Below are 23568 nucleotides of genomic sequence, written 5' to 3'. Positions count from 1 at the left end.
CCGCCCTTCATGCATCATTCACGGAGCGGCAGCACCGAGCCGGCAGCGCGGCCGGTCAGCAGGAGTTGGACGTCGGTCGGCGACAGCGGACCCGTTCCCCTCGCCTGGTTGACCTCAACCATGGTTGAGGTCGGAGACTCGTTCTTCGTTGACGACTGCTGACAGGGGTGTCCGATGAGGGTGGCGGGATTCGCGCAGCACGGCGGCCCGGAGGTGCTGCGGCTGATGGAGCGTGAGACACCGCGGGCCGGGAGCGGTCAGGTACGCGTGCGGGTCAAGGCCGCCGGGGTGCAGCCGTTCGACTGCGCGCTGCGGGCGGGCTGGACGCCGCCCGGGGTGGCACCGAGTCTGCCGACGGTCCCGGGCAACGAGTTCGCCGGCGTCATCGACCAGGTCGGCGAGGGTCTGACCGGCCTGGGGATCGGCGCCGAGGTGCTCGGCTTCGGGCAGCTCAACGCGTACGCCGAGTACGTGGTCGTCCCGGCCGACCAGGTGACCGCCAAGCCGGCCGGCATGCCCTGGGAGGTCGCCGGTGGGTTCAGCGCCGGAGCGCAGACCGCGCACATCGCGTTGGAGCAGTTGGGCGTCGGCAAAGGCGACACCGTGCTGATCCACGGCGCGGCCGGTGGGGTCGGCACCGTCGCGGTCCAACTGGCGGTCCGTCGGGGCGCGACCGTCGTCGGGACGGCGAGCGTCGCCAACCACGACCACCTCCGCACGCTCGGGGCTACCCCGCTCGAGTACGGCGACGGCCTGCTCGAACGGGTGCGGGCGGTCGCGCCGGACGGCGTGGACGCTGCCCTGGACGGGGCCGGGGGCGACGCGCTGACCGTGTCGCTGGCCGTGGTGGCCGACCGGAGCCGGATCCTCACGCTGGTCGAGCACGGCAGGGCGGCGGAACTCGGTATCCGGGTCACCCCGAACCTGCGGTCGGCGGCCCGGCTCGCCGAACTCGCCGACCTGCACAGCCAGGGACGACTGCGCATCCACGTGCGCGGCACCTACCCGCTGGAACGTGCCGCCGACGCCCATCGCGAGGTGGAGACCGGACACGGCCGTGGCAAGGTCGTCCTCACCGTCGACTGAGCCTCGGCACCGACGGTTACCGGGCGCGGGCCTGAGCGGCCCGCGTGCCCGGCCGTCGCGATCCGCACGACGCGGGAGCAGAGGATGACCGGGCGGGCGGCCAGGTCAGGCACGATCCGGAGCGTGCCCGCGCGCCACGCGGGGAACCAGCACCGAGCCGCCGACGAACAGCAGCCCGGCGACCGACAGCACCACGCCGACCCACGCCGTCGCCAGGTAGCCGTGGCCACCCGCGATCACGACGCCGCCCAGCCACGCCCCGATCGCGTTGGCCAGGTTGAGCGCGGAGTGGTTCGACGACGCCGCCAGCGCGGGCGCGTCCGGTGACGCCTCCATGAGCCGGATCGTCAGACCGGCGCCGAGCACCTGGCACACCAGCCCGATCGCGAAGACGAGCAGCACGGCGCCGATCGGTGACGAGGCGGTGAGCGCGTAGAGCGCCATGACCGCGGCCATCGCGACGAGCGAGCCGACGAGCGTGCCCAGCGCCGACCGGTCCGCCAACCGCCCGCCGAGCAGCGCGCCGACGGTCATCCCCAGACCGAAGACGGCGAGGACCCACGGCACCGCCCGGGTCGGCAGCCCGGCGACGTCGGTGAGGGTCGGCGCGACGTAGCTGTAGACGGCGAACATGCCACCGAAGCCGACAGTGCCGGTGAGCAGCGCGATCCACACGTGCACCCGGCGGAAGGCACCCAACTCCCGGGCGATGCTGGCCCCGTCCGCGGCGGCCACCGGCGGCACCCATCGCCGGACGGCGAGGATCGTCACGACGCCGATCGCGGCCACCAGCGCGTACGACGCGCGCCACCCGAGCACCTGTCCGGCGAGCGTGACGAGCGGTACGCCGACGATGTTGGCCACGGTCAGCCCGACCATGACGCGCCCCACCCCTCGGCCCTTGCGGTCCGGCGGGACGAGCCCGGCCGCCACGACGGAGGCGATGCCGAAGTAGGCGCCGTGCGGCAGACCGGTCAGGAACCGGGCGCCGACCAGCGACCAGACGCCCGGCGCGAGGGCGGTCAGCGCATTGCCCACCACGAAGGCCAGCATGAGCGCGAGCAACAGCCCGCGCCGGGGCAACCGGGCCGCGAGGGCCGCGATGACCGGCGCGCCGACGACGACACCCAGCGCGTACGCGGTGATGCCGTGCCCCATCACCGGGATGGTGACGTGCAACTCGTCGGCCATCTCGGGCAGCAGGCCCATGGTGGCGAACTCGGTGGTGCCGATGCCGAAGCCACCGATCGCCAACGCGAACAGCGCCGCCCCGGCCGGCGGGCGAGCGACGACAGCGTCCGGCCGGGTGGGTCGGACCTCGGTGGTGCTCACGATGGTGTCTCCGCTCGTCATGGCGTCGCCGACCGGCAACGGGACCGACACGCCACGACCGGGTGGAGGCGGGGTCGGGGGCCCATCGTGCCCCGGACGCGTCGCCACCGACTCGGCGAGAGGTGGCCGAGGTGACGCGGATTACCCGCCGAAGCAACGGCGCCCCGGCGAGACACCTGAGCCTCCTGATCGTTGAGCCAATGCCACCAGAAACGGGGCTCTTGTGAACTGGAGGACGCGGTGCCGGACTATCCGAAGGCGGTCGCCCCAGAGAACCGGGTCGAGCCGGCGCCCCGCCGGATCCGCGCCTACCTCGCCGGCGAGCTGGTGCTGGACACCAGGCGGGCACAGTACGTGTGGGAGTGGCCGTTCTATCCCCAGTACTACATCCCGCTCGGCGACGTGAACCGTGGCCTGCTGATCGACGAGCACCGCACCGAGCGGATCCCGTGCGGCACCGGGCGGGTGCACGGGCTGCGGGTCGGCGAGACGTTCCGCCCTTCGTCCGCCCGGTGCTACGGCGACGACGCGCTGCCCGGTCTGGCCGACACCGTCCGATTCGAGTGGGCCGCCCTGGACAGCTGGTTCGAGGAGGACGAAGAGGTCTTCGTGCACCCCCGCAACCCGTACGCCCGGGTGGACGCGCTGCGGTCCACCCGCCGCGTACGGGTGGAGCTCGACGGGGTCGTGCTGGCCGAGTCGACCTCGCCGGTGCTGGTCTTCGAGACCGGGCTGCCCACCCGCTACTACCTGAACCGGACCGAGGTGAACTTCGGGCACCTCGTGTCGTCGGAGACGACGACCTCCTGCCCGTACAAGGGCCGGACCAGCCGCTACTGGTCCGTCCGCGTCGCCGGCACGGTCCACCCGGACCTGGCCTGGTCGTACGAGTTCCCCACCGGCCCGCTCCTGCCGATCGCCGGGCTGGTCGCCTTCTACAACGAGAAGGTCGACCTCGTCGTCGACGGCGAGCGACTCACCCGGCCGAAGACGCACTTCTCCTGATTGCGCCCAGGGCGCGCCTCGGGATCGCCGTGGCGCGCCCGGATTGTCGGATCCGGTCTACCGGCAGGTCCGCCGGCCCGGCAGCCCGATGATCAACGCCGCGCCGACGGTCAGGTGCATGCCGAGCAGCACCAGCCGGCTGCTCGTGCCGACGCCGCTGCCCAACGGACCGGCCAGCGAGAGCACCAGCACGATCAGCGCGATGATCCGGAACGTCCGGGCGGGGCGGCGGACGGTGCGCTCGAGCAGCGCGAGCAGGCCCCAGGCGGCCAGGCCGGCGATCAGCGCGGTCATCACGACGGCGACCGGACCGATGTGCCGGGTGGCGTCACCCTGGCGGACGGCGAGGTCGATGCCGGCCCAGGGGTCGTTGACGACCCACAGGAGGAGAACGCCGGCGGCTCCCGCGGCGACGGTGGTCGCGCGGCCCGTACGCCGTGCCGTGGTGTTGATCGTGTCGGTCCGCTGCATGTCGTTCGTCATGCCGATGAGCGTCGCGGTCCGGGCCGGGTCCCCACATCGAACCGGGGGCTGCGCCGGTGCTCACCTAGGAGAACCCGACCACCAACTTTGGCAGGTGTCGGCGCCCGGCACCTGCTGGTTAGCCTCGCCGGGTGAACAGCCTCGCCCCTGGGCCGGACGACTGCGACCGCCGCCGGAGCACCAGCTCGATCGCTACGCTCCTGGGTACGTCGGGCGTGCTCGTCGCGCTGACGATCCTGGGCTGGTGGAGCGACCGCCTGCCCGGTCCGCTGCTGGCGCTCGACCTCGCGGCCGGCGCGCTGAGCTGGCTGCTCACCCCGCTGTTGCTGTGGCGGCCGGTCGCCACCACGACCGTGCTCACCGTGCTGGCCGCGGTGTCGCCGGCGGCCACCCCACCGGCCACGATCGGCGCGCTGCAGGTGGCGCGTCGCCGGCGCACCCCGGTGGCGATCGCGGTGGCGGTGGCCGGGGTCGCCGCGCACGCTGTGCAGGGCGCCTGGCGGTCCCACGGCGGCATGTCGTACGGCTGGTGGCTGGTGCTGGTCGCCATCGGCTACGGTGCGCTGCTCGGCTGGGGCGCGTGGGCGCAGGCCCGCGAAGCGCTGATCCGCTCGCTGCACGACCGGGCCCGTCGCGCCGAGGCGGAGCAGGGCCGCCGGGTGGCCGAGGCGCGCATGTGGGAACGCCGCAGGATCGCCCGGGAGATGCACGATGTCCTCGCCCACCGTCTGTCGCTGCTGGCCACGTTCGCCGGCGCGATGGAGTACCGTCCGGATTCCTCACCCGAGCGGCTGTCCCGGGCCGCGGGGGTCGTCCGGGACGGCGTGCACCAGGCGCTCGACGAGCTGCGTGAGGTGATCTCGCTGCTGCGTGACGACGACCCGCCGCACAGCGAGGGCCGCCGCCCGCAGCCGGTGCTGGCCGACATCCCGCGCCTGGTCGACGAGTCCCGCGACGCCGGCACCGAGGTGCAGCTGCGCGACGCGGTGGACGAGCCGGCCGAGGCGCCCCCGTCGGTGGCCCGCACGGCGTACCGGGTGATCCAGGAGGGTCTGACGAACGCCCGCAAGCACGCCGCCGGCCAGCCGGTCCAGGTCGCCCTGTCCGGCGGACCGGGCGCGGGTCTGGAGATCGACGTCCGCAATGCGGTGACACCGGAGCGACCGGCGCCGCCCGGGTGGTCCGGAGGCGCCGGGCTGGTCGGGCTCACCGAGCGGGTGCACCTCGCCGGCGGGCGGCTCGACCATCAGGTGGTCGGCGGGGAGTTCCGGCTGCACGCGTCGATACCATGGCCGGCGTGACCCCGCCGGTGCGCGTGCTCGTCGTCGACGACGACGCGCTCGTCCGCGCCGGGCTGACCATGATGCTCGACGGCGCCCCCGGCATCGTCGTGGTCGGCGAGGCCGCCGACGGCGACCGGGTGGCGGCCGCGGCCGACGCGCATGCCCCCGACGTCGTGCTGATGGACCTGCGCATGCCCCGCGTCGACGGGATCACCGCCACCCGCCGCCTGCGGGCGCGCCCGCGGCCGCCCGAGGTCATCGTGCTGACCACGTTCGACACCGACGAGAACATCCTGCACGCGCTGCGGGCCGGGGCCAGCGGCTTCCTGCTCAAGGACACCCCGCCGGCCCGGATCGCCGAGGCGGTCCGGCAGGTCGCGGCCGGCGAACCGATCCTGTCCCCGCGGATCACCCGTCGACTGATGGACCGGGTCGCCGTCCAGGCCGGCTCGTACGCCCGGGCCAAGGCCACCCTCGCGGCGCTGAGCCCGCGCGAACACGACGTCGTGGTGGCGATCGGCCAGGGTCGCAACAACGCCGAGATAGCCACCGCGCTCGACATGACCCTGGCCACCGTGAAGACCCATGTGTCGCACATCCTGACCAAGCTCGACCTCGACAACCGCACCCAGATAGCGCTCCTCGTCCACGACGCCGGCCTCGCCTGACCGACCCACGCCGTGGCGGCGCGCGTCAGCCGGACCTGGGCGGCACCCCCCGTCAGGGCGTGAGGAGGACCTTGATGGCGCGGCGTTCGTCCATGGCCTGGTAGCCGTCGGCGGCCTGGTGGAGCGGCAGGGTGAGGTCGAAGACCTTGCCCGGGTCGATCCGCCGGTTCCAGATCAGGTCGATCAGCTCGGGCAGGAAGCGGCGTACCGGGGCGGGTCCGCCGTGCAGGTGGACGTGGGAGAAGAACAGCTCCTCGCCGGGCAGCTGGACGCCGTGGGCGACGCCGACGTAGCCGACGTGACCGCCGGCACGCGTGGAGCGGATCGCCTGCATCATCGACTCCTGCGTGCCGACCGCCTCGATGACCGAGTGCGCGCCGAGCCCGTCGGTGAGGTCCTTGATCCGTGCCACGCCCTCGTCGCCGCGCTCGGTCACGACGTCGGTCGCCCCGTAGTGGAGCGCCAGTTTCTGGCGCGGCTCGTGCCGGCTGACGGCGATGATCCGCTCCGCGCCGAACTGCTTCGCCGCCAGCACGGCGAGCAGACCGACCGCGCCGTCACCGACGACCGCGACGGTCCTGCCCGGGCCGACCTCGGCCGCCACGGCCCCGAACCAGCCGGTGCCGAGCACGTCGGAGGCCGCCAGCAGATCCGGGAACAGGTCCGCCGGGGGCAGGTCCGGGGTGGCGACCAGTGTGCCGTCGGCCAGGGGGATGCGAAGGAACTCGGCCTGGGCGCCGAGCCCGCCGATGGGCTCCCGGTGCAGGCACGAGCTCTGGTAGCCCGCGCGGCAGATGGCGCAGGTGTTGTCGGAGGCGAAGAAGGAGCCGACCACGAACTGGCCGGGCTTGATGGTGGTGACCTCGCTGCCGACCTCCTGGACGACGCCGACATACTCGTGGCCCATCGGGGACGGCCCGTTGACCACTTCGACGCCCCGGTACGGCCACAGGTCCGAACCGCAGACGCACGCGGCGGACACCCGAATGATCGCGTCGGTCGGGAGGAGAATCCGGGCATCCTCGCGCTCCTCCACCCGGACGTCGCCGGGGGCGTGCAGAACAGCACCACGCATCAGATTCTTGCTTTCACCGTGACGACTCCGGCCGCGACGCGGCCCGGTTGCCCTCCCCACGTACCCAGCAGGACGCGCGAACTGTCGCCGGTCACCGCCGTGATTCCGTCGGCCGGAGTTTCCTTCGCGAGCGCCGGCGAATCGCGGCCGGGCCGACCGTTGCCAACGGTGCCCCTGTCACGCTCGGACTGCGGTTCGAGGCATGACGTGGCGGTGTCAGTCGGTTCGGCTCGGGTAGTCCGTTCCATGGGGCGCGGACAGATCGCGGAGCACGGCTTCCTGGCCGACGGCCGCAGCGCGGTGCTGGTGGACCGCGCCGGGTCGGTGAACTGGTGGTGTCCGGCACGGTTCGACGCTCCGTCGGTGTTCGCCCGCCTGCTCGACGACGACGCCGGGCACTGGGCGATCCGTCCCGAGGGCGGGTTCAACACCGAGCGTGCCTACCTCGGTGATTCGCTCGTGCTGCGCACTGTCTTCACCACCGCGACGGGCAGCGTGGCGCTGACCGACGCGCTGGCCCTGGAACCGGGGGCGCGGGGCCACGAGGTCGGCCTGCACTCGCCGAGAGTGCTGGCCCGGGTGGTGCGGGGGCTCACCGGCGAGGTCCGGCTGCGGTCGCACTACCGACCCCGGTTGGAGTACGGCCGGATGGTCCCCCAACTGGTGCCACAGGACGACGCCCTGGCGATCAGTGCCGCGTCGGTTCGGCTGGATCTGCGCACGACCGTTCCGCTGGTCTGCGAGGTCGGGGAGGCGTTCGGGTCGTTCACCGTACGGGCCGGCGAGACGCAGCACTTCACCCTGGCGTACGCGCCGGCCTACGACTCCGGCCCGCCGGCGGTGCTCGATGCCCAAGAGGTGATCGACAACGCCGTCGCGGGCTGGCGCTCCTGGATGGGTCTGCACGACTACCGCGGCCTCCACCGGGAGCAGGTGCGCCGCAGCGCGCTGGTCGTGCAGGGCCTGACCTACCGGCCCAGCGGCGCGGTGGTGGCCGCCCCGACCATGTCCCTGCCCGAGGAGTTGGGCGGCGAACGGAACTACGACTACCGCTTCGCCTGGGTACGCGACTTCAGCTTAACCCTGGAGGCGCTCTGGCGCGTGACGTGCACCGACGAGCTCAACCTGCACGTCGGGTGGTTGGTGCGGTCGATGGGCATGAACGAGGGCATCGTGCCCATCATGTACGAGGTGGAGGGGGAACGGGACCTCACCGAACACCACCTCGATCACCTGGCCGGCTACGCCGGCAGCCGCCCGGTGCTGGTGGGCAACGACGCCTGGCGACAACGGCAGAACGACGTGCACGGTGAGCTGCTCAGCGCCTCCTGGCTGATGCGGGAACACCTCGACCCGATGCCACCGGACATCGGCCAACTGCTGCGCGCGATGACCGACCGGGCCGCGCGCGACTGGCACCTGCCGGACGCCGGAATGTGGGAAGCACGCGACGCCGAACGCCACTACGTGTCGTCGAAGGTGCAGTGCTGGACGGCGCTGGACCGAGCCGTCCGCTTCGGCTCCCATCCGGCGAACCGTGTTGACCCGGGGCTGGAGCGACCGGCTGGGGGCCTTCACGGCGGTGTTCGACACCGACGAGCCGGACGCGTCGGTCCTGCTGATGCCACTGGTCGGCTTCCTCCCCGCGACCGACCCGAGAATGCGTTCCACCATCCGCGTGATCGAGGAGAGGCTGTCCCACAACGGCCTGCTGCGCCGCTGGGAGGGCGACCCCGCCGGGTTCGTGATCTGTTCCTTCTGGCTGGTCAGCTGCCTGGCCATGGCTGGCGAGCGCGACCGGGCGGGGCAGCTTTTCGAGCGGCTCGCCGACCGGGTCAACGACCTGGGCCTGCTCGCCGAGCAGATCGACCCGCACAGCGGGGAAGCCCTGGGCAACTTTCCTCAGGCGTTCTCACACGTCGGCCTCATCAACGCCGCCGGAGACCTCACCGACCTGGACGCCGGGCGCCACGAACTCCCGGCGACACCGAAGCGGTTCATCCCGGCCGGCCAGGAGAGCGGTCGATCGGCGGACGACCACTGACGGTGGACGTACGGCGGCGCGGTCAGCTCGCCGGCGCTCGCCCGGCCGCGCGGCGCTCCGTCCCCTCGGCGCCGGCTACTCCCGTCCGGGCACCTGGTCCTTGACCTCGTCGTAGCCGACCTTGGTGGGTGCCTCGGTCGGCGAGTAGATCACCCGGATCACGCCCGTCGGGAAGACCTCCGTCGCCACCGTTCGCAGGTGGTACGGCACGTCGCCGTCGTCGAACAGCTTGCGGCCCTTACGAGCCGCCACCGGATGCACCAGCAGGCGCAGCTCGTCGACCAGCCCCGCGGCGAGCAACTGCTGCACCACGGAGATCGACCCGGGGATGAGGACGCCCCGGATGCCGGGATCGGCCTTGAGCGACGTGACGGCATCGAGGAGATCGCCGTTGATCAGCTCGGAGTTGCGCCAGGAGAACTCCAGCGCCTGGCGTGAGACGACCACCTTGCGCACGTCCCCGAGTTGCTTGGCGAACGGTGCGTCGTCCCCACCCGCGGCCTCGCGGTCCGGCCAGGCTCCGGCGAAGCTGTCGTAGGTCTCGCGGCCGATGAGCAGGACGTCGGCGGTGTCGTAGTCCTCGCCGACGGCGCGGCCCATGTTCTCGTCGAAGTAGGGAAAGTGCCAGTCGGGGTCGATCTCGGCCACGCCGTCGGCCGAGATGAACAGCGTGGAGATGACCTTCGCCATCGAGGTGCTCCCTTCGCGCCAGGTGGTGTCGATAGGCAGACCGGCGCATCATCCCAAACTCATCGGCCGGCCACAGATCTCTTCCGACGGACGGTCGGCATTGCCGGTAGCGGTCAGTCGGTGGCCGATTGGGTGCTCGACCGAGGCCGGGCAGTCCCCGGGTCCGGTCGCGGTTCCGCGCCGTCCCGCCGACGCGGCCGCGATCGCGACGTTGACCGCTGCTCGTCTCTTGCGGCGTCGGGGACCGCGACCGGTGCGGTAGTACGGCTGGCCGCGGCGTCGACCAGGTCCGGCAGGTCCCGTCCCGCGACCAGGGGTAGTTCTCGCGTGGCTGTCGCGATCGGCGCCGGCTCGCCCGAGGGGTCCGCGACCCGGGCCACCCGGGCCCGTCCCGTCGCGGTGCGCGGCATCGGCGCCGCGCTCCGGGTCGTTGCCGGTGACGCGGGGTCGTCCGGCTCCGCGACGGAGTCGGACGCCTCCGCGGTCGACGACGCCTCCGTCCGGCCGGTGGCCGACCGGGCCGGCGTGTTGCGCGACGTTCGGCGCGGTGCGGCCGCGGGCAGCAGTGGGGCGAGTTCCGCCTGCAGAGCCGCCCACCCGGAGGTCCGGGGCGTGTCGGGCTGATCCGTCGTGGAGGTGAGCTGACTCGGGCTTTCGGGGCGCTCCGACGGCCCGTCGGTACGGTCCGGCGTCACCGCTCGGAGCCCCTCCGCCGCACCTCGCTCGGCACCCGCTGCCTCCTGCTGGGCGGCGGACGCCCGCTGAACGGGGTCCCCGTCCGGCCCCGGCCGCACCGGTCCGCCGGACGTCGGGTCCGCCCCGGGAGCTGCCGGGGACGGGGGTGCCGCGTCCGCCACCGGGGCTGTGTCCGCCGCACGGGCCGCGTCCGGGGCCGCGATCGTCAGCGGCTCGGGGGCGCGGGCGAGCAGCCGCTCCGGGGTGTCGGCGAGCAGCCGAGCGGCCGACGCCAGCGCGGCGGGGTCGGGTTGACCGGCTCGCCGCCGCCACCACCGGCGGCGACCCGCCGGCAGGTTGCCGGCCAGCACGCGTGCAGGCGCCAGGTCTGCGGCGATCAGTGCCGTGAGCCCGTCGTAGTCCGCCTGCTCGGCCAGCCGCCGGGAGATCTCGTCAAGGTCGTACACCGCCACCGCGATGTCGGCCGTGGTGCCGTCGAGCGCTTGGGTGATCTTGCGGTGCAGCACCTTGCTGAGCGCCGACTGCCGCCGCTCGGCGCGGATCTGCGCGCGGGCCGCGTCGAGTGAGCCGTACAGCCCGAGGCCGGGGTCGGCCTTGGCCAGGGAGCGAGCGCGGCGGGTCAGCCACGGATGCCGCAACCAGTGCCCGACCGGTTCGTACGCCGGCGTCGTGGGCGGCAGCTGCCGCCGGGCGCGCAGCCGGTCCCGCCCGCGGTTCTCGGTGTTCATCAGCCACACCAGATAACCGAGCAGCGACATGCCCGCGTAGAAGCCCCCTTCGAGGTGGTTGCTGTGAGCCAACCAGTTGAAGGCGACCGCGGCGACGGCGATCCCGGCCGACAGCACGCGGGACAGCATCGCCCGCTCCCCCAGTCGACGGCGTACGTCGGCGTTCGCCAGCACCACGATGCCGCCCAGCTCAAGGGCACCCACGGCGGGAAGGGCGACGTACCAGGGCATGCCGAGCCGTTCCATCGCCCCGGACACCTGGCCGCCGAGCGCGATCAGCAGCACGACGACGTAGAAGCCGGTGCGCAGCACGGCGACGTGCCGCACCGCTTTGGCCAGCCCCGCGTCCCACGCCTCCGGCGGGTCGGTGCCGGGCGTCGCGCCCATGGCGCCCTGCCCCCCGCCAACGAAGTTTCCGCCGGTCATCCGGGTCCGGTCCGGTTCCTGGAACACGCCGAGCAGGTTCCTCTCTCACTCCGGCCCCGGCCTGACCGGCGCCGCGGCCGCCGACCCGGCGGTGCTGCCCGCCGAGTCGCACCAGAGCCGTGCTCCGGCTGCCGCCCGTCGTCCGCCGCATGCTACTAGGTGGCCGGCCGGATCGGAGATCTCAGATCTACGGACGGTGCCGCGCGGCCGCCTCGGCGAGCGGGGTCGCGCGGGTAGGGCCCGCCATCGAGCGGGTGGCGGAGTTTGCGCTGGCGGTTGGGCTGGCCGTGGATCAGGCAGGGCGGCCACCCTCCGTTGTGTGGGCGACGCCTCGACGGCGAGAAGCGGTAAGAGTCTGTCAACTCGCCCCGGCTAGGGTGCCGCTGGCTACGAGACATGAGGGGGACGGCAGTGACCACCACCGCCGATCGGATGGCGGCGGCGTACTTCGACGCCATCGAACTGCTCTGCCGGGTGACCCCGAAGGGCTGGTACGCCGAGCGGGGCACCGCCCGCGGGGCGGTGACCCACGCCCGCATCGCCACGCTGAACGCGGCCTACGACACGGCACGGGAACCGGATCTCGGGTCGCTCGACGAGATGGCGGGCGAGGTCGGCCGGCAGGCCGCGCACTGGTCGATCATGGTTCGCGGCGACGCGGGCGACGAGGTGGCCGGCCTCGCCGCCCGGCACGGGCTGCTCGAACGCAGTGATCTGCCGCTACTGGCGTGCACCGCGGGCGACATCCGGTACGGGGCGGGTGCGGCACAGCGGAAGCTGGTGCGTCAGGTCGACGCGGGCGAGAGCGACCTCTACACCGAGGCCCTCACCCAGGGCTTCGAGGCTCCCGAGGACGCCTTCGGCCCCTTGATGGGCGGCGGCGTGCTCGACGCCGGCCCGGTCACCGGCTACCTGGCCGAGGAGTCCGGCCGGACCACCGGCACCGGGCTCGGGATACACACCGCCGGCGTGGTCGGTGTGTTCAACATCGCCGTCGTTCCCTCCGCACGGGGTCGTGGCCTGGGCCGGGCGATCACCGAGACCGTGCTGTGCGACGGCGTCGCAGCCGGTGCGGACGCGGCCTACCTGCACGCCAGCGCGATGGGACGGCCGCTCTACGAGTCGATGGGCTTCCGCCTCGTGGAGAATTGGACCGTTTTCACCGCACGGTGACGGACGCGGCGCGGCTCGGGTGTCGAGGTGGCGGCCGGACGCCTCGCCACCCGGGCGGACCTGCCTGACCACACCGTGACACACCTGCGGGGAGAGGACTCATGACCTTCAGTGAGAACGTGCGCTCGGCCTTCCGACGCGGTGAGACCGACGCCGTGGTGCGCATGAGCGAGGCCGAGATCGAGCGGGCCCAGGCGGCCGGCGACCCGGCGGGCGAGGTGGAGGCCCGCTACAGCCTGGCCCGCGTCGCCATCCGCGGCGGTGACCTGCCGGGCGGAGAGGCCCGGGCCCGGGAGGCCCTCGCGGTCGCGGTGCGCTCCGGGGACCGGAGCCTCGAGGAACGGCCGAGGCACGTGCTCGCCGCCGTGGCGCGCATGTCCGGCGACCTGCTCCGCGCTCGGGAGCTGTACCGGGAGAGCATCGCGCTCAACGAGGCGCTCGACCGGCCCGCGACGGTCAACTCGGAGTGTCACAACCTGGCGTTCTGTGAGCTGGGGCTGGGCAATCTCGACGCGGCGCGGACCCTGTTCGCCGAGAGCCGCGAGCGGGTGTTCCGCAACGGCTGGGCCGACTTCGTGCCGTACGTCTGCGTGGCGGACGCCGCGCTCGCCTCGGCCGAGAATGATCACTCCCGGGCGGCGCGGATGATCGGCGTCGTGGAGGCCGCGTTCGCGTCGCTCGGCCAGGTGCCCGACCCCGACGACGCGGCCGACCTCGCCAGGGCGCGCGAGGCAGCTGTCCAGGCGCTCGGCCCGGCCGCGTTCGACGAGTCGTACGCACAAGGTCAGCTCCTCGATCCACGCGCGGCCTTCCCCGACGATCGACGCTGACCATCCTCGGCGTCGCCTGTCCCCGGCACCCCCGTCTGCGCGGTTCGTCGCTCAGCTAGGAGCACAGCCCTCGCAGTCGGCGCACCTCGTCGAGGATCTCGCCGTCGGTGGGGACGACGAGCACGGCGCGGCCGGCCGGATCGCGTTCCGTGACGACCATCCCCAGCGCGAGGGCCAACGCTGCGCGAAAGTCGCCGAGTCGCTGGGCCGAGTCGCCGACAGGGCCGTCAACTGGTCCTCCACCTTGGAGTGCGGCGATCCTGTTGACCTCGTCAAGCGCACCGACGAGGCTTTCCGGTCCCGCGTCGTTCCCGTCGCGGTCGCCCGCGACGGCAGGGCTGAGGTGCACCAGGGCTCGTGCTCTGCCCAGGCTGACGTCCAGCAGGTCATGTACGGCGTGAACGCACTGGAGGTCGCTCAGTCCGGTGGCCCGCAGCGTGGCCAGGACGGTGTCCAGGTCGTCGCCGGCGCTGAGCCGACTTCTCGCTCTCTCGACGGCGGCTCGACGCCGCTCCTCCTCCACCGGTCAATCGTGACACCGGCGGCCCGGGTCCCGCGGAGGTCGGTCGGGCGAAGGGCGGGGAACGACCGGGCCCGGGACCGGGTCGGCCCGGGCGACGGCACCCTATTCGCCGCCGATTCGCTTCTCGTGTACGCGCAGCGCCACCGTCGCGGCGTCCAGCAGCGGAGTTCGCACGCCGAGCGTGCGGGCCCGCGCGATGAGGTCGCCGAAGATGTGCTCGGCCTCGGTCGGCTGCCCGGCGATCAGGTCGCGGTACAGCGAGGCGGTGTCGGCCGAGCCGGGACGCGTCACGAAGGCCTGGACGTTGTCGAGGGTCTGCTTCGGCACCGGGTACCCGCTCGCCGCGGCCACGGCCGCCGCCTCGGCGGCGATCTGCGCGCCGAGGCGGTCGCCTTCGGGGACTGCCACGGCGTCACCCACGGAACCCCGCACGAGGGTGTTGAGGGCGCCGACTGTGCTGATGAAGACCCACTTGTGCCACATGGCGCTGCGGATGTCCGGTGCGAGGGAGAAGTCGAAGCCCGCGCCGGACAGCACCTCGGCGACCTGCGCGAGGCGCGGCGACGTGCCGCCCCGCTGTTCACCGACGACGATCTCGGCCAGGGAGCCCAGCCGGACGATGTCACCCTCGGCGTCGAGCGTGGTCAGCACGCGGACCACGCCGCCCAGCACGGCGTCCGCGCCGAAGCGCTCGTTCAGCGCGTCCAGGTGCGCCAGGCCGTTCAGGAACGGGATCACCGTCGTACGCGGGCCGACCGCGGCGGCGACGTCGTCGATCGCCGCCGGCAGCGCGGTGGCCTTCACCGAGACGAGAACGACATCGTAGTGCCCGTCGATGCCGGCGGCGGTGACGAGCCGCGGCGCGAGCACGGTCGCCGTCCCCAGGCCGGTGATCCGCAGGCCGCGCTCGCGGAGCACATCGGCACGCTTGGGCCGGACGAGGAAGGTGACGTCCCGGCCGGCCTGCTGGAGTTGGGCGCCGAAGTAGCCACCGGTCGCGCCCGCCCCCACCACAAGAATCCTCATGCGCCGAGACGTTACTAGCCGAGCGCATCCCCTCCCCCCGCCGATCTCCGCCCCGACCGACGCGGCGCTTGCCAACTCCGCGCGCGGTGGCGGCATGACGGTAACGCCCCTGCCGCCCGCCGGTTCACCAACGGCGCAGCGCGGCGGCCAACTGCGCCAGGGCGAGATGGGCGGCGTCGAACAGGGCCAGTTTGCGGGGGAAGTTGTGGATGAGCCCCTGGTAGCGGGTCGCGGTGACGGGAACGCCGGCCGCCAGCAGCCCGGCCGCGTAGCGTTCACCCTCGGCGGACAACAGGTCGAGCTCGGCGGTGATGACCACGGCGGGGGGCAGGCCGGTGAGGTCGGCCCGCAGTGGGTCCAGATCCGGCTGGGTCCGGTCCACGCCGGGCGGGGCGAACGCGTCCCAGAAGAACCCCATCTCCTCCCGGTCCAGGCCGTACTCGTCCAGGGCCGGGTATTCGGCCGCCGGGTCGATGACCGGGCAGATGAGGAGCTGACCCGCAAGGCCGATCCCCGCGTCCCGGGCGCGCCGGGCGGTCACCGCCGCGAGGTGCCCTCCCACGGAGTCGCCGGCCACGGCTGTCCGGCCCGGGTCGAGGCCGTGCCGCGCCGCGTCGGGCCCGCGAAGCCAGGTGAGCGCGCGCGCCATGTCGTCCACGGCGGCCGGGTACGGGTGTTCGGGGGCGAGCCGGTAGTCGACGGAGAGCACGGCCCAGCCGGAGGCGGCCGCCAGGTGCCGGCACAGACCGTCGTGGGTGTCCACGCCGCCCATCACCCAGCCCCCGCCGTGGGCGTAGAGGACCACCGGCATCGCGTCGTGAGCGGCGTCGCGGTAGAGGCGGGCGGGCACGCCGCCGGCGTCGACGGTGACGACGGACCGGATCGCCGCTCCACTGCCCACCTCGGACGGGGTCGCCCGGACCATGCTGAGCCGTGCCGCCGGGAGGGTCGCCCGGGTGAGCGGGACACGCTGCTGGACCTGCATCGCCGCCCGCGCCTGTGGATGGAGTCGACTGGGGTCCACCCGCCCATTGTTCCCTGCTCGCCGACGTTCGATGTGGCCGGTACGGCGGTGCCGGATCGGCCGGCGGGCGACTACGGTGTGGACCGTGGATGAGCTTCTGCCCGCACTGCCGGAGGACTGGGAGCGCTGCCTCGCGGTGGTCGCACACCCGGACGACATCGAGTACGGCGCGGCCTCGGCGATCGCCCGGTGGACCGCGCAGGGCAAGCAGGTCGCCTACCTGCTGGCCACCCGGGGCGAGGCGGGGATCGACTCCGTGCACCCCGACCAGGCCGCGCCGTTGCGCGAGGAGGAGCAGCGCGCCGCGGGCCGGGAGGTCGGCGTCGACGTCGTGGAGTTCCTCGATCACCGGGACGGGGTCGTCGAGTACGGGCCCGACCTGCGCCGCGACATCGTGCGGGCGATCCGCCGCCACCGGCCCGACGTCATCGTCTCGGGCGCCTTCACCATCCGCATGGTGGGCGGGCTCACCAACCAGGCCGACCACCGGGCGGTGGGGCTGGCCGCGCTGGACGCCGCCCGCGACGCGGGTAACCGGTGGATCTTCCCGGAGTTGGTGGACGAGGGGCTGCCGCCCTGGGGCGGCGTACGCTACGTCTGCTTCGCCGGCGCCGAGCGCCCCACGCACGGTGTGGACGTCACCGGCGAGCCGTTGCAGCGGGGCATCGCCTCGCTGGCCGCGCACGCCGAGTACACGAAGGGCCTCGGCGTGGCCGGCCCCGAACCGGGCCCGTTCCTCACCTGGGCGGCCCGGCAGGGCGGGCCGGCGCTGGGCGTGGAGGCGGCGGTCCTGTTCGACGTGCACGCCCTCGGCTTCGAAGGTCCCCCACCCTGGCTCTGAGCCGGTCCCCCGGCGCTGTCCGACGCCTCCATTTCGCGGATCTCCCGTCTCCGTCGGGGCCAGACAACTAGTTTGGCCCCGACGGCCGCGACGACGGCCCACACCTGACGGGGGATCCGATGAGCGACATGCCCGGTGGCGTCACCGTGGCCCTGGTGCACGGGGGCTTCGCCGACAGCTCGAGCTGGAACGGGGTGGTCGGCCGCCTGCAGGCCGGCGGCGTGCCGGTGACCGCCGTCGCCAACCCGCTGCGGGGCCTCTCCGAGGACGCCGCGTACGTGGCCAGCGCGCTCAAGCAACTACCCGGTCGGCTCCTCGTCGTCGGTCACTCCTACGGCGGGGCGGTCATCACCAACGCCGCCGCTCAGGTCGACAGCGCTGTCGGGCTGGTCTACGTCGCCGGTTTCGCCCCGGACGAGGGCGAGAGCCTCATGGACGTCGAGAAAGACTCCAAGGACAGCGTCCTGGTCTCCGCGCTGAAGGAGTTGCAGTACCCGACGGCGCAGGGCACCCAGGTCGAGTTCAGCATCGACCCCGCCAAGTTCCACGACGCGTTCGCCGGCGACGTCCCGGAGAAGGAGGCCGCCGTCATGGCCGCCACCCAACGCCCCTTCTCCTCGCTCGGGTTCTCGGAGAAGTCCGGCCCGCCGGCCTGGAAGAAGCTGCCGGTCTGGTCGATCGTTCCGACCGGCGACAAGGCCGCCGGCACCGACGCCCTGCGCTCCATGGCGCAGCGCGCGAAGGCCACCATCACCGAGGCCGACGGCTCCCACGTCATCATGGTCAGCAACCCGCAGCTCGTCACCGACGTCATCATGCAGGCCCTCGCCGAGGTGGGCCGCTGACCGGCCACCAGCGGTGCAGCCTGGGTGCCGCGGTGACGGCGTCGAGTGAGGCGGCCCACTCGGCGGTTTCCTCGGGGTCGCGGTCGGGAATCTGGTCGAGTGCGCGTGGCTGCTGTCGCCCGGTGTCGGTCATGGTGGGCCGCCTTCCGATGGTTCCGGACCTCACGTCGGCGGGGCGGGAGGTCGAGACGATTCGAGGGGTGGCCAGCCCCTGGGGAGTCGCACCATCAAGGACCAGGTGAGCTGCGGATTCGTGACACCCGGGCCGGCGCCGGCGGCCTGTCACGAACAGCGGAGCTGTGCGGTCCTATCTGGGAACGAGCAACGACCAGCGCAAGGAGAACCGCCGTGGCCCTCATTGTCCGAATCCCCCCCGCGCTCGGGCTCGTGGACTCCTCTCCCACCCGTGAGTGACGAACTGCCACCGTTGGGGCCGCCCGCGAACACCGGGAATCCGGTCGTCTTCGAACGACTTCTCCTCCGCACCATCGCGCTGCACCTGCTCGGATGCGCCGCGGACGCCGAGGACGCGGTGCGGCGGACCTACGTGCGCTGGTACACGGTGAACGGCGATCACCCGGCGCGGATCGACAACCACCTCGGTTGGCTCGTCCGTACCGTCGCGCGCACCTGCCTCGACGCTCTCGGGGTGCGACCCGACGGCCTGGGTGCGGAGCCCATCGGTGGCGGCGCCCTGGATAGGACGGGGAGCCACCTGGACGGTCACGTCGACCCCGTCGGCCTTGCCCTGCTCACCGTCTTCGAATCGATGACGGCCGCCGAGTGGGTGGACCTCGTGCTCCAGTCCCGCCGGACAACGCCGTCGCCGTCCTACCGCTGCGTCCTGGGCGGGCCGGAGACGACCTGCGGCGGCCCCGCCCGCTGCCGACGCCGGCCGGGCCCCGGGACCGCGCTGACCGGCGCGCCGCCGCCGTGACACGCCTTGCCCAGGCGGTACGCGGCTGCGGTGGCAGCAGACGGACCGGATCGCGGTACGGGATGTGACGGCCTCGTCACCACGACAACCAGGCTCAGCCTGAACGCGGCGACCTCGGCTCGCGCCCGACGCGAGTCCTACGTCGGCCCGTGGCTGCCGGAGCCCGTCCAGACCGCGGCCGACCCGGTGAGCCGGGTCGAGGAGGGTGAAGCGCTCGCGGCACGCGCCGGTCACGCCGGCCGACCACGGCCGGCTGCTCCACGCCTTCCTCGCCGCCGCACGCTCCGGTGCCCTCGGCCAGCTCGCTACCTCCGCGGCCTCATGACGAAGTACGGCCAGGACATCTCGCTGGACGTCGTCGATTCCAACGGGCAGGAGGCCGTCCTCGTCCGCCGGGCGGAATCGGTCGTTGCGCTGGGCGCGATCGATGCCTCCCCCGAGGGGATCGTACGAGTGTTGCTCGTGCTCAACCCGGCCAGGCTCGCCGGGTTCCGTCCAATTGACGCCACCCCGCGAGGAAGAATCCGGCTGTTCGAACGGTGACTCCTGCGACAACTCTTTGCCCAGGACAGGCATTTTCAGCCGGGCGCTGGCAGCCGTACGGGAATGAGAAGGCCGACCTTTCGGCCCCGGTGGTGGCAGCCCGCGGATCCGGGTGTGACAGTTGCCGCTGGGCTGGACAGGTAGGGGGCATGGACAACCTAGAAGAACCCAGATGAGCGGCGCTGACGTGGGGGCCCGGGAGGAGCGGTTCCGCGCTCTGCACGCCGAGACCTACGCCGACCTGCTGCGCTTCGTCGAGCGGAGGGTCCCGGCCGCCGAGGCGGAGGACGTCGTCTCGACGGTCTTCCTGACGGCCTGGCGGCGATTCGACGAGTTACCGGACGACGCGCGGCCGTGGCTGTTCGCGGTGGCTCGCAAGACCATGGCCAACCAGTCGCGCGGCTGGCTGAGGCGCCGGGCCCTGGACGTCCGGCTGGTGTCGCTGGAGGCACGCGAACTGTCCGACGACAGCGCGGGTGCTGCGGCGCGAATCGACCTGCAACGCGCCTGGCGGGCCTTGCGCCCCGAGGACCGGGAGGTCCTCGCCCTGGTCGCGTTCGACGGCTTGACGGCGGAACAGGCCGCCACCGTGCTCGGCTGCCGCCGGTCGACCTTCGCCATGCGGCTCGGCAGGGCCAGGCAGCGGCTGCGGGCCGCCCTGGAACCGGCCGAGATCGTTCCCCCCTCGTCCTTCCGTCCTCACGATTTCAAGGAGCAGCAGTCATGGAGCCGAGCATGAAGGACCTGCAGCAGCTGGCCGTCCTTGACCCGGCGCGCGGGCGGGAGCCCAGCCCGATGGAATGGACCCGTTCGGAGGCGTTCGTCGAGCGGGTGATCGCCGGTCAGGCCACCGGGACGCCGGCTCGCCGGCCGGTGGGGCGCCGGCTGGTGGTGGGCCTCGCCGCGGCCACCGTGGGTGCCGTCGCGGTCGTGACCGTGCCCGCGCTGCTGCCGGGGACGGCGGAGGAGGCGGTCGCGGCCTGGACGCCCGCGCCCGGGTCGCTCACCGGTGAGCAGGTGCTGCCGCAGGCCCGGATCTGCGCCGGAAACGACGTGGGGGGCAGGTCGTCGGCGGTCGACCCGGCGGACGTGCTCCTCGCCGAGCAGCGCGGGCTCGCGACGCTGCTCATCATGCGCAAGAGCAACGGTGTCGTCGTCGAGTGCATGAGCGCGGGAGACGACGACCTGCTCGCTTCGATGGGTCTGGCCGACGGCCCGCTGCCGGCCCCGCCCGCCGGGACGGTGGACCTGCAGACGATGAGTTCGCTGGGCAGTGGCGACGCCATGTGGTCGAACATCGTGGGCCTGGTCGGCCCGGGGGTCACCGGGGTGGACGTCCGGCTCGACAACGGGAAGGTCTTCCAGGCCAGCGTGAAGGCCGGCTGGTGGGCGGCCTGGTGGCCCGGCCCCGAGGGCGGCGAGGTCGACCACCTCACGGTGATCGTGCACAGCGCCTCGGGCAAGACGACCAGCTACCGCCCGTCCGAGCTGGCCTGACCGTGACTCGGCTGCGGCGGCCCACGGGCCGCCGCAGCCGGGTGCTTCCCCGTCCCGGTGACCAGCACGAATGACGCTTCCGCCACGTGGGTGGTTCGGCCCGGTGGGCACGTGACCGTAGTCTCACCGTCATGACGACGACCCAGACACACACGCTCGCCGCGCCCGGCGTCGATCTGGTCTACGACGTACGCGGACCGCTCCCCCCGGCTGACCGCCGGCCAGCATTGCTCATGATCGGTCAGCCCATGACGGCGGAGGGCTTCGACGCGCTCGCGGCCAACGTCACCGACCGCACGGTCGTCACCTACGACCCGCGCGGCCTGGGCCGCAGCAACCGCACGGACGGTCGGTCCGACCACACTCCGCAGCAGCAGGCGGCCGACCTGCACCTGTTGATCGAGGCGCTGGGTGCCGGTCCGGTCGACCTGTTCGCGAGCAGCGGCGGCGCGGTCACCGCGCTCGAACTGGTCGCGACACACCCCGACGATGTCGTCACGCTGGTGGCGCACGAGCCGCCGATCAACGCCGTGCTGCCCGACGCCGCCGGCGCCGAGCGCGCCCGGGCCGCCTTCCACGAGGCCTACCAGGCGAACGGCTTCGGCGCGGGGATGGCCGCGTTCATCGCGATGACGTCATGGCAGGGTGAGTTCACCGACGCCTACTTCGCCCAGCCCGCGCCCGACCCGGCGACGCTCGGCATGCCGGCCGACGACGACGGCACCCGCGACGATCCCCTGCTGTCGAAGAGCTCCTGGGCGATCACCGACTACCGCCCCGACCCGGGCCGGCTCACCGCCGCGTCGACCCGCATCGTGATCGCGGTCGGCGAGGAGTCGGGGGACACGTACACCGCGCGTACGGCCCGAGGAACGGCGGCTCTGCTCGGCCAGGAGGCCACGGTGTTCCCGAGCCACCACGGCGGCTTCCTCGGGGGCCAGTTCGGGTACGCGGGCAAGCCCGAGGAGTTCGCCACGAGGCTCCGCGAGGTGCTGGACGCGGGGTGACGCGCCTACCGGGTCCAGGTCCGCGTCGCGGGAGGGTCGTCGACCGGGTGGCCGTTGATGATCAGGTTCGCCGGTCGACCGCGGCAGCGCCCAGCGTCGTACGCCGGTAGCGGATCTCGTGCCGGTGGCGTTCGCCGACGACGAACCCGGTCTCGGCTAGTTGACGGCGCGGAGGATCCGGCCGGACTGGCGGCGCAGCTGCTGCATCGCCCGCGCCGTCGCGTCGTCGGCGGGCAGCAGCACGACCAGCTCCTGCGCGTCGGTCTTCGGCAACTCGAGCTTCTCGCGCTGCCACCGGAGCTCGTGCCCGACGGGGTGGTTGAGGCGGAGGGGGACGTGCGGCGGGGGCAGGTGGCGGTCGAGCCGCCGGGTGAACTCCGTTCCGGCCACGGGGGCCAGCTCGGCCCTGAACCATTCGGAGGTCTCAGCGGACGGCCCGAGCCAGAGCTCGAAGGCCCGTTCGTCGGCCACCTGGTCCCAGTCCCGGAAGAACGTCCGAGCGCGCGGTTCGGTGAACACGTAGCGCGTCAGGTTCGGCGTCGCGCTCTCGAGCAGCCCGATCCCTCGCATCAGCAGCTCGAATCCGCTGGTGTAGGCGAGCACATCGCCCAGGCGGTTGGTGACGAATGCGACGCCGGGCTCGAGAAGGTGGAGGGTCTCCAACACGGTGGGCCGGACCTCACGGTTCGGTGGCACCGGGCGCCCGCGCCCCGGGCAACCGCCGAGGGTGATCTTGGCGAGGTGGCGCAGGTGATTGCGCTCGGCGGCATCGAGGCTCAGGGCGTCCGCGAGCGCGTTGAGCACGGGAGGGGACGGGTTGCGGTCCCGCCCCTGCTCGATGCGGGTGAGGTATTCGACACTGATCCCGGCACGCGTCGCGAGGTCTGAGCGTCGTAGCCCCGGCGACCGCCGGCGGCCACGATCAGGCAGCCCGATCGACTCTGGCTGGATGCTGTCGCGCTTGGCGCGGATGAAGTCGCCCAGCGGCGTGCTCATGGTCCGAGTCTACGGCGATCTCAGCGACGTCCCGAAGCCCGCAGGGTGGCCCCACCAGGGCCAGCCTGCGCCCGGTCTGGTTGCCACCGTCGGAACGACGCACCGTTGAGGGCATGAGCACGAAGCACAAGTTGGTCATCATCGTCGGGAGCGTCCGAGAGGGCCGTTTCGGTCCGGTCGTCGCCTCCTGGGTCGCCGAGCAGGCGCGCGAGCACGGCGGCTTCGACATCGACGTCGTCGATCTCGCCGACGTCGAGATCCCGCTGTCGCTGCCGGCGGTCTCACCGAGGTTCGCCGGCGACTCGTACCCGCGCCCCGACGGAATCGCGTCCCTGACCGCCCACCTCGAGAGCGCGGACGCGATCATCCTGGTCACGCCGGAGTACAACCACAGCTACCCCGCGTCCCTGAAGGCCGCCATCGACTGGCACTTCACCCAGTGGCGGGCCAAGCCCGTCGCCTTCGTCAGCTACGGCGGCGCGGCCGGCGGCCGCCACGCCGTCCTCCACCTGGAGAATGTGCTCACCGAGCTGCACGCCGTCACCATCCGCGACGGCCTGGCGTTCCCGTTCTACTACAAGTCGTGGGAAGACGGTCGGCCGCTGGACCCGGAGGCGCCCGGTTACGCCAAGACCCTGCTGGACCAGCTCGCCTGGTGGGCCGCCGCGCTGCACGCGGCACGTAACTCGATCCCGTACCCGGCCTGAGGGTCACTCCGCCGCTCAGCCGCTGAACATGGTCGAAAGGCCGCCTCCCCACGCGGGAGACGGCCTTTCTGCCGTGCCGAGGTCGACAGCGGGCAAAGGGGTG

23 protein-coding genes and 1 pseudogene are annotated in these 23568 nt (G+C 72.9%); 15 read left to right on the top strand and 9 right to left on the bottom strand.

Translation table 11 applies throughout. From position 1 onward, the window contains the following. The first annotated feature begins 174 nt into the window (after positions 1-174). Complete coding sequence (locus O7603_RS03120) at positions 175-1086, top strand: NADP-dependent oxidoreductase (protein WP_281574159.1); 912 nt, start codon at positions 175-177, stop codon at positions 1084-1086. A gap of 105 nt (positions 1087-1191) precedes the next feature. Here O7603_RS03120 and O7603_RS03115 read toward each other — a convergent pair whose 3' ends face one another. Further along, complete coding sequence (locus O7603_RS03115) at positions 1192-2418, bottom strand: MFS transporter (RefSeq protein WP_281574158.1); 1227 nt, start codon at positions 2416-2418, stop codon at positions 1192-1194. Between the two features lie 240 nt (positions 2419-2658). On the opposite strand from O7603_RS03115, the gene O7603_RS03110 reads away from it, so the two are divergent. After that, positions 2659-3423 carry a DUF427 domain-containing protein gene (locus O7603_RS03110; RefSeq protein WP_281574157.1) on the top strand — a complete coding sequence of 255 codons (765 nt, stop codon included), beginning with the start codon at positions 2659-2661 and terminating at the stop codon, positions 3421-3423. Positions 3424-3480: 57 nt separating this feature from the next. On the opposite strand, the gene O7603_RS03105 is transcribed toward O7603_RS03110, so the two are convergent. Further along, on the bottom strand, positions 3481-3906 hold the full coding sequence (locus tag O7603_RS03105) for a DUF6069 family protein (protein WP_281574156.1): 426 nt from the start codon (positions 3904-3906) through the stop codon (positions 3481-3483). 131 nt (positions 3907-4037) lie between these two features. Here O7603_RS03105 and O7603_RS03100 point away from each other — a divergent pair, with 131 nt between their 5' ends. Together O7603_RS03100 and O7603_RS03095 are read left to right on the top strand one after the other, a co-directional pair. After that, positions 4038-5207 (top strand): histidine kinase, encoded by a 1170-nt coding sequence (locus O7603_RS03100; protein ID WP_281574155.1) that lies wholly within the window; start codon positions 4038-4040, stop codon positions 5205-5207. Next, positions 5195-5857 (top strand): response regulator transcription factor, encoded by a 663-nt coding sequence (locus tag O7603_RS03095; RefSeq protein ID WP_281574154.1) that lies wholly within the window; start codon positions 5195-5197, stop codon positions 5855-5857. The genes O7603_RS03100 and O7603_RS03095 overlap by 13 nt, the downstream gene beginning before the upstream one ends. A 52-nt stretch (positions 5858-5909) precedes the next feature. Here the strand turns inward: O7603_RS03095 and O7603_RS03090 are convergent, their stop codons facing one another. Beyond that, positions 5910-6932: a zinc-dependent alcohol dehydrogenase family protein gene (locus O7603_RS03090; RefSeq protein ID WP_281574153.1), complete on the bottom strand. Its 1023-nt coding sequence runs from the start codon at positions 6930-6932 to the stop codon at positions 5910-5912. Positions 6933-7178: 246 nt separating this feature from the next. On the opposite strand from O7603_RS03090, the pseudogene O7603_RS03085 reads away from it, so the two are divergent. Then, positions 7179-8976: pseudogene (locus O7603_RS03085) on the top strand (glycoside hydrolase family 15 protein). Positions 8977-9051: 75 nt separating this feature from the next. On the opposite strand, the gene O7603_RS03080 reads toward O7603_RS03085, so the two are convergent. Both O7603_RS03080 and O7603_RS03075 read right to left on the bottom strand, forming a co-directional pair. Continuing rightward, positions 9052-9666, bottom strand: a complete 615-nt coding sequence (locus tag O7603_RS03080; RefSeq protein ID WP_281574152.1) for a dihydrofolate reductase family protein — start codon at positions 9664-9666, stop codon at positions 9052-9054. Between the two features lie 113 nt (positions 9667-9779). Further along, positions 9780-11543 (bottom strand): hypothetical protein, encoded by a 1764-nt coding sequence (locus O7603_RS03075; RefSeq protein ID WP_281574151.1) that lies wholly within the window; start codon positions 11541-11543, stop codon positions 9780-9782. A 384-nt stretch (positions 11544-11927) separates the two neighbouring features. Between O7603_RS03075 and O7603_RS03070 the strand changes: the two genes are divergently transcribed. Beyond that, positions 11928-12689 (top strand): GNAT family N-acetyltransferase, encoded by a 762-nt coding sequence (locus tag O7603_RS03070; RefSeq protein ID WP_281574150.1) that lies wholly within the window; start codon positions 11928-11930, stop codon positions 12687-12689. A 101-nt stretch (positions 12690-12790) separates the two neighbouring features. Continuing rightward, positions 12791-13519 carry a tetratricopeptide repeat protein gene (locus O7603_RS03065; protein ID WP_281574149.1) on the top strand — a complete coding sequence of 243 codons (729 nt, stop codon included), beginning with the start codon at positions 12791-12793 and terminating at the stop codon, positions 13517-13519. Between the two features lie 55 nt (positions 13520-13574). Here the strand turns inward: O7603_RS03065 and O7603_RS03060 are convergent, their stop codons facing one another. From O7603_RS03060 to O7603_RS03050, 3 genes are all read right to left on the bottom strand, one after another. After that, positions 13575-14042 carry a hypothetical protein gene (locus tag O7603_RS03060; RefSeq protein ID WP_281574148.1) on the bottom strand — a complete coding sequence of 156 codons (468 nt, stop codon included), beginning with the start codon at positions 14040-14042 and terminating at the stop codon, positions 13575-13577. A 102-nt stretch (positions 14043-14144) separates the two neighbouring features. Beyond that, the gene (locus O7603_RS03055) at positions 14145-15068 is read right to left on the bottom strand and encodes a ketopantoate reductase family protein (protein ID WP_281574147.1); all 924 of its coding nucleotides are present in this window, start codon (positions 15066-15068) and stop codon (positions 14145-14147) included. Positions 15069-15192: 124 nt separating this feature from the next. Then, positions 15193-16092 carry an alpha/beta hydrolase gene (locus tag O7603_RS03050; RefSeq protein ID WP_281574146.1) on the bottom strand — a complete coding sequence of 300 codons (900 nt, stop codon included), beginning with the start codon at positions 16090-16092 and terminating at the stop codon, positions 15193-15195. An 85-nt stretch (positions 16093-16177) separates the two neighbouring features. Between O7603_RS03050 and O7603_RS03045 the strand changes: the two genes are divergently transcribed. The 7 genes from O7603_RS03045 (at position 16178) to O7603_RS03015 (ending at position 21762) form a co-directional block, all read left to right on the top strand. Then, positions 16178-16933, top strand: a complete 756-nt coding sequence (locus O7603_RS03045) for a PIG-L deacetylase family protein (RefSeq protein WP_281574145.1) — start codon at positions 16178-16180, stop codon at positions 16931-16933. 119 nt (positions 16934-17052) lie between these two features. Further along, on the top strand, positions 17053-17778 hold the full coding sequence (locus O7603_RS03040) for an alpha/beta hydrolase (protein ID WP_281574144.1): 726 nt from the start codon (positions 17053-17055) through the stop codon (positions 17776-17778). Between the two features lie 406 nt (positions 17779-18184). Beyond that, positions 18185-18715, top strand: coding sequence for a sigma factor (locus O7603_RS03035; RefSeq protein WP_281574143.1), 531 nt, complete (start codon positions 18185-18187; stop codon positions 18713-18715). Positions 18716-19036: 321 nt separating this feature from the next. Beyond that, positions 19037-19258: a hypothetical protein gene (locus O7603_RS03030; RefSeq protein WP_281576922.1), complete on the top strand. Its 222-nt coding sequence runs from the start codon at positions 19037-19039 to the stop codon at positions 19256-19258. A 172-nt stretch (positions 19259-19430) separates the two neighbouring features. Further along, positions 19431-19997, top strand: a complete 567-nt coding sequence (locus O7603_RS03025) for a sigma-70 family RNA polymerase sigma factor (RefSeq protein WP_281574142.1) — start codon at positions 19431-19433, stop codon at positions 19995-19997. Next, a complete protein-coding gene (locus O7603_RS03020) occupies positions 19982-20755 on the top strand; it encodes a hypothetical protein (RefSeq protein WP_281574141.1) in 774 nt (257 codons plus the stop codon). The genes O7603_RS03025 and O7603_RS03020 overlap by 16 nt, the downstream gene beginning before the upstream one ends. A 131-nt stretch (positions 20756-20886) precedes the next feature. Continuing rightward, entirely contained in the window at positions 20887-21762 is an 876-nt protein-coding gene (locus tag O7603_RS03015; RefSeq protein ID WP_281574140.1) for an alpha/beta hydrolase, read from the top strand. Positions 21763-21918: 156 nt separating this feature from the next. On the opposite strand, the gene O7603_RS03010 is transcribed toward O7603_RS03015, so the two are convergent. Continuing rightward, the gene (locus O7603_RS03010; RefSeq protein WP_281574139.1) at positions 21919-22758 is read right to left on the bottom strand and encodes a helix-turn-helix transcriptional regulator; all 840 of its coding nucleotides are present in this window, start codon (positions 22756-22758) and stop codon (positions 21919-21921) included. 113 nt (positions 22759-22871) lie between these two features. On the opposite strand from O7603_RS03010, the gene O7603_RS03005 reads away from it, so the two are divergent. Next, positions 22872-23465, top strand: a complete 594-nt coding sequence (locus tag O7603_RS03005; protein ID WP_281574138.1) for an NAD(P)H-dependent oxidoreductase — start codon at positions 22872-22874, stop codon at positions 23463-23465. Positions 23466-23568: the final 103 nt, after the last annotated feature.

It is taken from the genome of Micromonospora sp. WMMD812, assembly GCF_027497215.1.
In the GTDB taxonomy this organism is placed as follows: domain Bacteria; phylum Actinomycetota; class Actinomycetes; order Mycobacteriales; family Micromonosporaceae; genus Micromonospora.
This window is presented reverse-complemented; position numbering and strand designations above follow the sequence as displayed.